At 43.0% G+C, this 12,707-nt stretch carries 12 protein-coding genes; 1 reads left to right on the top strand and 11 read right to left on the bottom strand.

Features of this window, described 5'->3' with window-relative positions:
- Positions 1-286: 286 nt before the first annotated feature.
- The 3 genes from GHD25_RS05650 to GHD25_RS05640 all read right to left on the bottom strand — a co-directional run bounded on the left by GHD25_RS05650 (position 287) and on the right by GHD25_RS05640 (position 2,092).
- Entirely contained in the window at positions 287-511 is a 225-nt protein-coding gene (locus tag GHD25_RS05650; RefSeq protein ID WP_164215406.1) for a hypothetical protein, read from the bottom strand.
- 191 nt (positions 512-702) lie between these two features.
- Positions 703-1,134 (bottom strand): organic hydroperoxide resistance protein, encoded by a 432-nt coding sequence (locus tag GHD25_RS05645; protein ID WP_164215405.1) that lies wholly within the window; start codon positions 1,132-1,134, stop codon positions 703-705.
- Positions 1,135-1,216: 82 nt separating this feature from the next.
- The gene (locus GHD25_RS05640; RefSeq protein WP_164215404.1) at positions 1,217-2,092 is read right to left on the bottom strand and encodes a LysR family transcriptional regulator; all 876 of its coding nucleotides are present in this window, start codon (positions 2,090-2,092) and stop codon (positions 1,217-1,219) included.
- A gap of 108 nt (positions 2,093-2,200) precedes the next feature.
- Here GHD25_RS05640 and GHD25_RS05635 point away from each other — a divergent pair, with 108 nt between their 5' ends.
- Positions 2,201-2,962 (top strand): class I SAM-dependent methyltransferase, encoded by a 762-nt coding sequence (locus tag GHD25_RS05635; RefSeq protein WP_240452228.1) that lies wholly within the window; start codon positions 2,201-2,203, stop codon positions 2,960-2,962.
- Positions 2,963-3,098: 136 nt separating this feature from the next.
- Here the strand turns inward: GHD25_RS05635 and pyrE are convergent, their stop codons facing one another.
- Genes pyrE through GHD25_RS05595 form a run of 8 tightly spaced genes read right to left on the bottom strand, consistent with a single transcriptional unit; the run spans position 3,099 to position 12,519 of the window.
- Positions 3,099-3,713, bottom strand: a complete 615-nt coding sequence (pyrE, locus tag GHD25_RS05630; protein ID WP_164215402.1) for an orotate phosphoribosyltransferase — start codon at positions 3,711-3,713, stop codon at positions 3,099-3,101.
- Positions 3,697-4,410: an orotidine-5'-phosphate decarboxylase gene (gene pyrF, locus GHD25_RS05625; RefSeq protein WP_164215401.1), complete on the bottom strand. Its 714-nt coding sequence runs from the start codon at positions 4,408-4,410 to the stop codon at positions 3,697-3,699. The genes pyrE and pyrF overlap by 17 nt, the downstream gene beginning before the upstream one ends.
- Entirely contained in the window at positions 4,407-5,321 is a 915-nt protein-coding gene (locus GHD25_RS05620) for a dihydroorotate dehydrogenase (RefSeq protein ID WP_164215400.1), read from the bottom strand. The genes pyrF and GHD25_RS05620 overlap by 4 nt, the downstream gene beginning before the upstream one ends.
- On the bottom strand, positions 5,318-6,073 hold the full coding sequence (locus GHD25_RS05615) for a dihydroorotate dehydrogenase electron transfer subunit (protein ID WP_164215399.1): 756 nt from the start codon (positions 6,071-6,073) through the stop codon (positions 5,318-5,320). The genes GHD25_RS05620 and GHD25_RS05615 overlap by 4 nt, the downstream gene beginning before the upstream one ends.
- The gene (carB, locus tag GHD25_RS05610) at positions 6,070-9,267 is read right to left on the bottom strand and encodes a carbamoyl-phosphate synthase large subunit (protein WP_164215398.1); all 3,198 of its coding nucleotides are present in this window, start codon (positions 9,265-9,267) and stop codon (positions 6,070-6,072) included. Before carB ends, GHD25_RS05615 begins: the two co-directional genes overlap by 4 nt.
- Entirely contained in the window at positions 9,260-10,360 is a 1,101-nt protein-coding gene (locus tag GHD25_RS05605; RefSeq protein WP_164215397.1) for a carbamoyl phosphate synthase small subunit, read from the bottom strand. Before GHD25_RS05605 ends, carB begins: the two co-directional genes overlap by 8 nt.
- Entirely contained in the window at positions 10,353-11,636 is a 1,284-nt protein-coding gene (locus GHD25_RS05600) for a dihydroorotase (protein ID WP_164215396.1), read from the bottom strand. Before GHD25_RS05600 ends, GHD25_RS05605 begins: the two co-directional genes overlap by 8 nt.
- On the bottom strand, positions 11,590-12,519 hold the full coding sequence (locus GHD25_RS05595) for an aspartate carbamoyltransferase catalytic subunit (RefSeq protein ID WP_164215395.1): 930 nt from the start codon (positions 12,517-12,519) through the stop codon (positions 11,590-11,592). Before GHD25_RS05595 ends, GHD25_RS05600 begins: the two co-directional genes overlap by 47 nt.
- Between the last annotated feature and the right edge of the window lie 188 nt (positions 12,520-12,707).

The following is a 12,707-nucleotide window of genomic DNA, read 5'->3' as shown; positions in this document are numbered from 1 at the left end:
GAAAAGAGGCTGAGCAAAAGTAATTTTATCTATTAAAATCCAAACAACAGCAGCGCTTATATACTTCGCTTTCCACATTGGCACAAGTGCGATATCCGTTTAAACTCCCTTTGGTCGTTTTCTCGGTGTCTGCTTTGCCGATGGGGGGGGAGCGAGCCTCTTGGGGCTAACGCCCTGTGGGCTCTCACCGGTCTCCTGCTTCCCACAGGGCTCTGCGTATATTTCCGCCGCTGGATTAGTTTATTGTTTGCATTTCACGTGGATTGCTTAAATAATGTCTCAGCCTCTATCCCCAATATTGATTTTCATTTGCTGCGGCAATTAATACTTCAGAATAAGCCGGTATTCCGTCTGCTTTAAAAGTTTCCTCCAATGAATTTATTTCTTTGGAATAATACCTTTCAACTACAGTTCCATCACCTTGCGGGTTTCTTAGTTTATTTAAGCTAATGCTTTTCAGCTTCATGACAGAAACAAAATGAACCTTAGACAGCACAGACATTAAAGCCAAACTTTTAGTTTCATCTATTCCTTTCTTGCTTAATGGTGAATTATCGTAGGCGACAACTGCTTTTTTTCATTTCATTTCCCCCATAAGTCATAAATAATTTATATACATTCAATTATACTATAACAAACTCCCCTCCATTTACAGCAGGCAAGTTTCCGGCATAGAAAAAAAGGGATTAACCCCCGGTAGGATTAACCCCTGATCTCCACTGCTTTCGGATTTAATTTAACCTCTATATTTCCCCTTGTTGCTTTTGAATACGGGCAAACCTTATGTGCTGCTTCCGCTAAATCTCTTGCTTCCTCCGGACTTACTCCATTTATCTGTATATTTAACTGAACTCCTATTTTAGAACCGCCATCTTCCTCATCCTTCATAAAATCAACCTCTGCTGTTGTCTCCGAATCTATGCTTTTTCTTTTTTTCGAAGCAACCAGATTCAAAGCTCCGTCAAAACATGCAGCATAGCCCGCAGCAAATAATTCTTCCGGATTTGTACCGCTGCCGGAAGTGTTATCAGCCGGATTTACCAGATTTAAATCGATGATCCCGTTGCCGGAAGTTACATGTCCTTCCCTGCCGCCTTTTGCAGTAGCGCTGCTAGTAAATATTACTTCACTCATGAATAACACTCCTTTTTATTGTCTGCTTATAGTATTCCTTATTATCCGGTTCGTAAAACTTAACACAGACTAAGGCAGCAATCTAATCCAACCGCTGTTTTAGAAACGAATAATTTTTTAAAGCTTCAATAAAATGATTGACTTGCGGCAGCTCTTTTATGCCTTCCTGATAGCAAAGCCATGTAGCTCTTGTAACTGGCTCTCCATTTAAAGTCAGCGGCAAATGCGGGTAATCTTTTTTCATTGAATCAGACACACTTTCAGGCAGGACTGCCATTCCCAGTCCCTGTTTCATAAATTGTTTACAAGTTTCTATCTGATCCACTGTAATTGTTTTCACGGGCTTAATATCCTCCTGATGATGATAGAGCCAGTTGTCCACTAGTTCATGCATGCTGTCGTCACTGTTGAAGGCTATCAATGGTCTTTCTTTTATACCTTTTTCAGGAAATGGTTCCGTATCAAAAATATAAAGCGGATCATCAAATAAACGGGTAGAAACACTCTCTTTTAGTTTTTCGCCACGGATAATGCATACATGATACTTCTTATGATGGCGTTTTATATCTTCACTGATGCCTGTTACAAGTTCAATCGCAACTTTTGGGTAGTGGTTTGTAAATTGACCTAAAATCATCGGCAGAAAACGCTGGCTGATCAGGGAAGAACAGGCAATCGATAATGTCCCCTGCACCTCTTCGCTGGATTGTGCAAGGCTGTTCTTTATTTCTTTTTCTTTTTCTATTATTTTTTCGGCATGTTTTAAAATAAGTTCCCCGGCAGGTGTAGGTATCAACCGCTTGGGTGTGCGAATAAATATCATTCTGTCAAAGTAATCCTCGATATATTTTAAGCGCTGGGTAACCGCAGGCTGGGAAATAAGCACTGCTTTGGCAGTCCCCCTGATGGTGCCTATTTCATGTAATTTTAATAATAATGCATAGTCATCTATTCTCATATTCATCTTCCTTGGATAAGTATTAGTTATTATTATTTATTATAAACTACTATTTTACTTATTGCATTAATCATCATATGATATTTATATAGGGAAAGGATGGTAAATATGTCAGTAAAAAAGGATGCTAAACGTATGTTTTCGAAAAACAGAAAAGCATACGTATCAAGCAGTACCCATAGTAATAGCAGGGATTTGACTCTGTTAACCGAATGGCTGAATCCAAAAGCCGGTATGATTGCATTGGATATTGCCACAGGCGGAGGGCATACTGCAAAACAACTTTCACCATATGTGACAAGAGTGGTTGCAACAGATATTACTAAGGAAATGCTGGAAAATACAGCTGATCATCTAAGTGGATATTCGAATATTGATTATGTCATTGCTGATGCAGAGCAGCTGCCATTTTTAAATCATACCTTTGGTATTGTTACCTGCCGGATTGCTGCACATCATTTTCCACACCCCGATCAGTTCATACGTGAAGTAAAGCGTGTATTAAAGGAAAAGGGAAAATTTTTACTGATTGATAACGTAGCTCCAGCTGATGAAAAATATGATGCTTTTATTAATAAACTGGAAAAAATCCGGGATTACAGCCATGTCCGTTCACTAAAAATAAGTGAATGGAAAGAACTTTTATCTGAAACTAAAATGGAAATCCTTCATGAGCAAAAGAGAAGAAAAATGCTGCCCTATGGGGAGTGGGTAAATCGGACGTCAGGCAGTGAAGAGGAACAAAAAATTGTGGAAGAATTTATAATGAATGCTTCTAATGATGTAAAACAATATTTTAATATAGAAATTGAAAATGGGAAGATCCAGCATTTTACGATTGATGAATGGTTCGTTTTATGTACGTTATAGGATAATTGGATAACTTTGGATTTTAAGGATTACATGATGAAATTAGGGAAATCCCACTCACCCGCTTTCGAATAAAAACATGGGTTACTTCAGTAAAAAGTATCCCATGTTTTTCATTTACACCGAGAATAAACTTCTACAACCCATTTCTCCACTCCAGCAGTTTCTTTTTATCTTTCTCCTGGAGTTCCCCATCTTCCGCTAAAACATCTATTAACTGATCAAAATCGGTAAGGGTCCTGAGTTTCAGGTTTTCCCCGACAAAAGAAGCCGCTGACTGCCTGATGCCATAAGTAAAAATAGCAAAGACGCCAATAACCTCCATACCTGCTTTTCTTAGGGCATTCGCTGTATCAATAGATGATCCGCCGGTGGAAATCAGGTCTTCAATCACCAGCACTTTTTGTCCTTCTTTTATTTCACCCTCTATTTGGTTTCCTTTCCCATGGGCTTTTGGTTTGGAACGCACATAAACCATAGGAAGATGAAGTTCATCCGCAAGCCATGCAGCATGGGGGATTCCAGCTGTTGCACATCCCGCAATAACATCCGGCTTTTCCTCTTCTTTCTCCACAAGTTCAACAAATGCTTTCGTAATTTTTTTCCGGATGAAAGGGTATGACATGGTTAGTCGGTTATCACAATAGATCGGTGATTTTATGCCGGATGTCCAGGTAAAATAGTGATCTGGATTAATCTGAACCGCTTTTATGCTTAATAAATCCCTTGCCAAATCATGATTTAAGCCCATTTTCCCACTCCTTTACTGCTTGTACATAGCTTTGATGCGGATAATCCGCTTTTGTAATACTCCTTCCGATGACTAGCATGTCTGACCCGTTTTCCCGGGCAAATTGCGGTGTCGCAACTCGTTTCTGATCATGCTGCTCAGTTTTATCAAGACGAATGCCCGGTGTCAGTGTCAAAAAGCCGGGACCGCATGCCTCCTTTATCGAGCGCGCTTCATGGACCGAACAAACGACACCGTCTGCCCCGCTGTCGCTTGCCATTGACGCCAAATGAACAGCGTTTGTCCGCAGGCTTCCGGGTAATAAAAGCTCTTTATTCATTGTTTTTTCATCCATGGAAGTAAGGATCGTAACTGCCAGGAGTTTGACCTCATGGCTGGTTGATGGATGCATCAAGCCCTCTTTTGCCCGCTTTATCATCTCTCTCCCGCCAAATGCATGCACATTGACAATGTCCACTTCCATACTGGCCAGATTAGCCATCGCCCGCATTACTGTTGTCGGAATATCATGCAGTTTTAAATCAAGAAAGACAGGATGATTATTTTCCTTTAACTTTTCTATCACGTGCGGACCTTCCCGGTAAAATAGCTCCATGCCTACCTTGACCGGCACGCCAGCAAATTCATTTTCTTTCAGGAAAAGCTCCGCGTCATTCCAGTCTGGAAAATCCAATGCAATAAAAATGGGATGCTTCATGAGATAATCCCCTTTCCGACTGCCTCCTGCACAGAATGAAAACCATACTTCCTTAATGTTTCCGGAAGGGCGTCAATGATATCGGGGCATGCAAACGGGTTCTGAAAATTTGCCGTACCCACTGCCACGGCACTGGCGCCTGCAAGCAGAAATTCCAGAACATCTTCTGCATTGGTAATACCTCCCATGCCAATAATGGGAATGTTTACTGCCTGTTTGACTTCATAAATCATTCTTATGGCAACCGGTTTGATCGCAGGACCGGATAATCCGCCGGTTTGATTTGCAAGCAAAGGGCGTTTACTCGGCAGATGTATCTGCATTCCTGTTATCGTGTTAATCATGGATAATCCGTCTGCTCCTGCATTTTCCACTGCCTTTGCCATCCCAACGATATCTCCTGCATTGGGAGAGAGCTTCACATAAACAGGCAGGTTGCTTGCCCTTTTTACTTTTTCCGTTACTTCGGCAGCCATCACCGGATCTGTACCGAATTGAACACCGCCCTCTTTCACATTCGGACAGGAAATATTCAATTCCAGTGCATGTACCTGATCCGTTTCATTAAAAGCAGCAGCTACCTTCTCATACTCCTCCGGTGTGCTTCCCGCTACATTTGCAATGATAGGCATACCATAATCGGAAAGAAAAGGGACTTCAGTTTCCAAAATTTTTTTTATCCCGGGGTTTTGCAGACCAATTGCGTTCAGCATGCCTGATGCGGTTTCTGCAACCCTTGGAGTGTCATTTCCGAATCTTTCATCGCCTGTGGCAGCTTTCATCATGACTGCCCCCAGTTTTCCAAGATCATAAAATTCACTGTATTCTCGGCCAAAACCGAAGCAGCCTGAGGCGGGCATGATTGGATTTTTCAATTGTAAGCCGGGCAGCTGAATGGATAAATTCGTCATAAAGATACCTCCCCGGCATGGAACACCGGTCCATCTTTGCAAATTTTTTTATACCCGTCTCCATTACTGGCTGGGATGACACAGGCAAGGCAGGTTCCAACACCGCATCCCATCCGCTCTTCCAGGGAAATATATCCGGGTTTCCCCTTCAGCTTTTCTGTCATTGCCTGAAGCATTGGCCCAGGACCGCAGGAGTAATACAGTTCAAACAATCCTGTATCATCCAGCACATCGGTCACGAACCCTTTTCCCCCGTAGGAACCGTCATCTGTAACGATAAAAGTTGTTCCAAGCTGACTGAATTCTTTCTCGTAAAAAATATCAACTTTGGACTGGAAACCGAGAATGGAAATCAGTTTGACTCCATTACTTTTTAATGTTTTTCCAAGATAATAAAGGGGAGGAACACCAATTCCTCCTCCCGCAAGCAGCACTGTTTTCCCGGGCTGCGCAAGAACGGGAAACCCATTTCCGTTTGGACCGAGAGCATTGATTGACATACCCGGCCTGTTAGCAGCCAATTGTCGTGTTCCCGAGCCAACAATTTTAAATAAAATCGTAACCGTTTCTTCCTCGTGGTTTACATCTGCAATCGAAATGGGGCGGCGCAATGTATGCCCCTCAACATGGATATGCAAAAACTGTCCCGGTGCAGCATGTTGACTGATATACCGGTTCCTTAGTACCATTTCCACCGTATCCCGTGCAATTTCCGACGCCTTTATAATTTGCATTTCTTCTGCTTTTTTCATGATGCACCAACCCCTTGTTTTGTCATCGGTTTTGCATGAAATGTCATGGAATCTATCACATTTAATATTGCACTTGCAGTATCCAGGTTCGTTAAACAGGCTATCCCGTGCTCCACCGACTCACGTCGTATTTTAAAGCCGTCCGAACGCGGCTGTATTCCGGAAGTTAACGTATTGATGACAAATTGTACGTCACCTTTTTCGATAATGGACAATACATTTGGTTCGTCTGAGCCGATTTTTGCCACTTCTGTAATAGGTATTCCGGTTTTTCCAACAAAAGCAGCTGTTCCTTCTGTAGCAAATAACTGGAAGCCCAATTGGTGAAAACGCCTGGCAATCTGCAAGGTTTCCTGTTTATCTTTGTCTGCCACTGTTAAAAGTACAGCACCTTCCTGCGGCACGGTTAAGCCGGAAGCAACGAGGCCTTTATACAGTGCTTTTTCCAATGTTTTGTCATACCCGATAGCTTCCCCGGTCGATTTCATTTCCGGTCCAAGAATTGTATCAACACTGCGCAGTTTTTCAAAAGAAAATACAGGAACCTTTACGGCAACCTGATTACCCTCGGGCAGAATGTTCGTTTCATAGCCCAAATCGGACAGTTTCATGCCCAAAATACATTTAGTTGCCATGTTGGCCATGGTAATCCCGGTAATTTTACTTAAAAAAGGGATTGTTCTGCTTGCCCGCGGATTTACTTCAAGCACATAGGCTTCTTCATCTCTTATAATAAACTGTATATTGATTAACCCTTTCACATGTAATGCTCCGGCAATCTTTGCAGTGGCATCAAGACATTTTTGTTTTACTTCCGGGCTGAGCCGCTGAGGCGGATATACAGCAATGGAATCTCCGGAATGAACGCCCGACCTTTCAATATGCTCCATTATGCCGGGGATAATGGTAGTTTCTCCATCGCTGATGGCATCCACTTCCACTTCAATCCCGGTTACATATTTATCTATTAATACGGGATGCTCATTTGTCACCTTATTTTTATCCAGGTAGGCGATTAGTTCGTTGTCATTATATACAATTTCCATCCGGCTGCCGCCAATTACATAAGATGGTCTTACCAAAACAGGATAACCGATAGTATTTGCCGTCTCCATCGCCTGCTCCATCTGTAAAACTGTTTTTCCTTTTGGGCGCAGCAGGTTAAGTTCGTCAAGGAGAATCTCAAATTTATCCCGGTCTTCCGCCTTGTCGATTGACTCAAGGTCTGTTCCTAAAATTTTTACTCCCCTTCGCTTTAGCCCTGATGCAAGGTTAATCGCTGTCTGCCCGCCAAATTGTACAATGGCCCCTGCCGGCTTTTCCAATTCAACCACATGCATGACATCTTCCAGTGTTAAAGGTTCAAAGTAAAGTTTATCGGAAATACTGAAATCCGTGGAAACTGTTTCGGGATTATTATTCATAATAATGGCTTCATAGCCCATTTCTTTAATAGCAAGGACAGAATGCACCGTTGCATAGTCAAATTCTATCCCCTGTCCTATTCGGATAGGGCCGGATCCGAGCACAAGAATCTTTTCGCGTTCAGAGGGCAGTGATTCATTTTCTTCCTCATAGGTGCTGTAAAAATATGGCGTTTCCGACTCAAATTCAGCCGCACATGTATCCACCATTTTGTAGACGGGTGTCATCCCGGTTGAGACACGCAAGTGGTAAACTTCATCTGCATCAGTATTCCACATCCTGGCAATATGTGCATCCGAAAACCCAAGCTGCTTTGCCTTTTTTAATAATTCTGTTGAAAACGGATGAGCTGCGAGGTTTTTTTCCAGTTGAATCAGGTTTCTCAATTTGTCAAGAAAGAAACGGTCTATTTTTGTGATGTTAAAGGCCTCGTCTACGGTCATCCCCCTCCGGAACAATTCCGCCAAAACGAATAGACGTTCATCATCTGCTTTTTGCATGCGTTGTTTCAATATTTTTTCCGGCACTTGAGTCAGCTGTTCCAGCCAAAGCTGCTCTGATCCTGCATCCAGCGATCTTACTCCCTTTTGCAGGGCTTCCTCAACGTTTCTTCCGATTGCCATAATTTCCCCTGTTGCTTTCATTTGCGTCCCAAGTGAACGGTCGCCGGTGATAAATTTATCAAAAGGAAAACGCGGTATTTTAGCAACAACATAGTCAAGTGCGGGTTCAAAACAAGCATACGTCGTTCCGGTTATAGGATTAATAATTTCATCCATTGTCAGGCCAACCGCTATTTTTGCAGCCATTTTTGCAATAGGATAGCCGGTTGCTTTGGATGCCAGTGCCGAAGATCTGCTGACACGCGGATTTACTTCAATAATGTAATAATTAAAGCTGTATGGATCCAGTGCAAGCTGTACATTGCAGCCACCTTCTATTTTCAGCGCCCGGATAATTTTCAGCGAGGCATTTCTGAGCAGCTGATATTCCCTGTCACTGAGCGTTTGCGATGGTGCAACCACAATGGAATCTCCGGTATGTATTCCGACGGGGTCCACATTTTCCATATTGCATACTACAATGGCCTGATCATTGCGGTCCCTCATCACTTCGTATTCAATTTCTTTATATCCGGCGATATTTTTCTCAATTAAACATTGATTCACCGGAGACAAAGAGAGACCATTGCGGGTTATTTCCCTTAATTCTGCCTCATCATAGCACATGCCGCCGCCTGTGCCGCCAAGCGTATAGGCAGGACGGACAATCAGCGGAAAACCGATTTTTACTGCAAAATCAACTGCTTCTTCCACTGAATTGACGATTTGACTGTCTGGAACAGGTTCCCCAATTTCCTGCATCAGGCTTCTGAACTTATCCCGATCTTCCGCCTTTTGAATAGCCTCCAGTGAAGTACCAAGCAATTCCACTTCATATTCTTGAAGTATGCCTGTTTCCTCCAGGGAAACCGCCAAATTTAAGCCGGTTTGTCCGCCAAGTGTTGGAAGAAGGGCATCAGGTCGTTCTTTTCGAATGATTTTTGTTAAAAATTCCACAGTTAGCGGCTCCATATATACTTTATCGGCCACAGTGGTATCTGTCATGATTGTCGCAGGGTTGGAGTTTGCCAGTACAACTGTATACCCTTCTTCTTTTAATGCCTGGCATGCTTGTGTACCGGAATAATCGAATTCCGCTGCCTGTCCAATTACGATTGGTCCAGAGCCGATGACGAGAATTTTTTGGATGTTTTCATTTTTAGGCATGCGTTTTCTCCCCTCTGTTCCAGTGTTCTGAATCAGTCATTTTCAGAAATTCATCAAATAAATAACCGGTATCCTCAGGTCCCGGAGCACTTTCCGGATGGTACTGCACGGAAAATGCGCGGTATTGTTTATGAGCAATTCCTTCCACCGTTCCATCATTCAAAGATTGCTGGGTTAATTCCAGATTCGCCTGAGTAAGTGTGTCTTTTGTAACTGAGTAGCTGTGATTTTGCGGGGTGATATAGGTTTTTCCAGTCCTGAGATCCTTGACCGGATGATTGGCTCCCCGATGTCCGAATTTCATTTTTTCTGTATCGGCCCCGCTTGCCAGTGCCAGCAATTGATGGCCGAGACATATGCCAAATACAGGAATACTGCCAATTACCTGCTTAATCATTTCCACAGCCTCAGGTACATTTTTCGGATCTCCCGGACCATTAGTCAGCATGATGCCGTCCGGTTTCAGGCGCAGAATACTATTTGCGCTGTAATTGTATGGCACGACAGTAAGATGGCAGTCCCGTTTAGTTAACTCCCGCAAAATACCGTGCTTCATGCCAAAGTCCACCACAACAATTCTTTTTCCTCTTCCCGGAACGACATACGGCTTCAGCGTTGATGTTGTTTCCACCTGATTCACCGGTAAAGGTGCATGTTTCATTTCTTCGACTAATGCCCCGGGTGATTTGTCCAGGTCTGTCATTACAGCCTTCATCGTTCCGTATTTTCGGATAATCCTGGTTAGCTTCCTGGTATCTATACCAGCCAGACCCGGAATATCATTTTCCTTTAAATATGCATGAATACTTTCTTCGCTTCGAAAATTGGATGGCATGCGGCTTGCTTCTTTTACAATCAAACCGTGTAAAAAGGGTGTTACCGTTTCAAAGTCATCGAGGTTAATACCGTAATTGCCGATAAGCGGATACGTCATCATAACAATTTGCCCGCAATAGGAAGGATCGGAAATTACCTCCTGATAGCCTGTCATCCCTGTATTAAAAACTATTTCTCCCTTTGCTGTCTGTTCACTCCCGAAGCCCTCACCGATAAAAACAGTACCATCTTCAAGCACCAATTGCCGTTTATTCATAGCTGTCCTCCTGAAAAACAATTTCTCCTTCTGCCATCGTGAGCACCGGCATTCCTGCTGTTTCCCACTGGTGAAAAGGTGTATTTTTACCCTTGGAATAAAATGTTTCCCTGTCAATGATGGTTGTTTTACCCAAATCGACGATGGTCAGATCGGCTGCGCTGTTTTCTTCGAGTCGTCCATATGGCAGATCAAATGCATCTGCCGGTTTAACTGTCAGCCATTCAACTAATTGATGCAGTTTTACTTTATTAGTTTTGACTAAATGAGTGTACAGCAGAGCAAATGCTGTTTCCAGCCCGGTTATTCCAAATGGTGCTTTCAGAAAACCGCGCGACTTTTCTTCTTCCCCGTGAGGTGCATGATCTGTAGCGATAAAGTCTATAGTACCGTCCAGGAGTCCTTCCAGCAAGGCTTCCTGATCCTCCTTTGCCCGGAGCGGCGGATTCATTTTAAAGTTTGCATCATCCTCTGTAATGTGTGTTTCATTTAGAATCAGGTGGTGTGGTGTAACTTCTGCGGTGACATGTATGCCTGCTTTTTTCGCATCCCGGATCACACGGACAGATTCTTTTGTACTTACATGGCAGACATGGTAATGGCAGCCGGAAGCTTCCGCAAGCAGCACATCCCGGGCGATTTGCACAGATTCGCTGAGGGAAGGAATGCCGGGAAGATCCCGCTCTTTACTCACTTTCCCGTCATGCATCACACCTTCATACACAATGGAGTTATCCTCACAATGAGCAACAACCGGTTTACCTGCAGCAGCTGCTTCCTTCATGGCAGTGAGCATTACATCTGCTGTCTGAATTCCGACTCCATCATCCGTAAATGCAAAAACACCTTCCTCTGCGATTTCCTTTATATTTGTTAATTCCTTACCCTGCAGATGTTTTGTAATCGAAGCATATGGGAGTACACGAACAACTGCTTTTTCTTTGATTCTGTCAAATAAGTCCCGGACTTTTTCCGCACTATCAGGGACAGGATTTGTATTCGGCATGGCGCATACCGTGGTAAATCCTCCCCTGGCTGCCGCTTTCGTGCCTGTTTCGATCGTTTCTTTATATTCCCCGCCAGGCTCCCTTAGATGAATGTGAACATCGATAAATCCCGGTAAAACCAGCTTTCCTTTTCCATCAATAATTTTTTGTGCTCCTTCTTCAATTTGCGGAGCTATTTTTTTGATTTTTCCCTCTTCAATCAGGATTTGTATTGCTTCCTGTTTATACGCTGAGGAAAGCCGTTTGACATTGGTTAATAGTATTTTCATTTGTACTCCCCCGATCTTCCAATAATTTAGTAATGATTGCCATTCTAATATAAACACCGTTGTTCATCTGCTTAAAGATTCTTGACCGTTCACACTCCACCAGATCCGTATCAATTTCTACTCCGCGGTTAACCGGCGCGGGGTGAAGAATAATCGCCTCGTTTTTCATTTTTCTTTCCCGTTCTATCGTTAAACCGTACTGGTCCAAATAATTATCCATGCTGCAGGAAACCCCATGTCTTTCATGCTGAATTCTGAGGAGCATTATCACGTCAGCCATTTCAGCTGCCTTATCCATCGAAATATATGGAAAGTCCAATGACGTGTCTTCAAATCCCGGTGCTGCACTTAAATATACTTCAGCACCAAGTCTATTCAGTGCAGCAGCATTGGAATGAGCAACCCTGCTGTGCTTTATATCTCCGGCAATTACAATTTTTAACCCGTCAAAGCTTCCGTATTCCTGAAAAATTGTAAGGAGATCAAGCATGCATTGAGTCGGATGCTCTTTTTGGCCGGCACCCGCGTTAATGATCGGAATAGAAATACTGTCAGAAATATCTTCTATCCAATCATCAGATGCATCTCTGATAACCAGGACGTCTGCGCCTATGGCCTCATATGTTTTAGCCGTATCATATAATGACTCTCCTTTCCTTGTACTGGAGTTTTCGTTATGATGATCCAGCATTTCCATACCCAGTTTTTTTTCTGCCACAATAAAACTCATTTTGGTACGTGTACTTGGTTCAAAAAATAAATTTGCTGCAAACAACTGGTTGTATGGTTTTATAATCTGTCTGAAACGGTAGCTTTCTGCAGTTTCGAACAAGGCATATAACTCATCTTCCGTCAGCTGATCAACAGAGATAAAATGTTGCATACCAGCACTCCTCCTTATTTTAGAAAACCAGGCTTTCTTCCGGGATCCAGTGGTACTTTGGTATCCGGGCAAGTCTTAAAACCTTCTTTCCCGGCAAAATAAAAACCTCTTTGCAAAGGCCGCAAAGAGGTATACATATCGCTGGAGATATGTTTTCAGTGCAACCTTTCAGACCTCTCTGGATCTTT

Source organism: Virgibacillus aidingensis (assembly GCF_010994035.1).
In the GTDB taxonomy this organism is placed as follows: domain Bacteria; phylum Bacillota; class Bacilli; order Bacillales; family Amphibacillaceae; genus Virgibacillus_N.
Note: the sequence above shows the minus strand (reverse complement) of the source record. Positions and strands in the feature narration are given on the sequence as shown.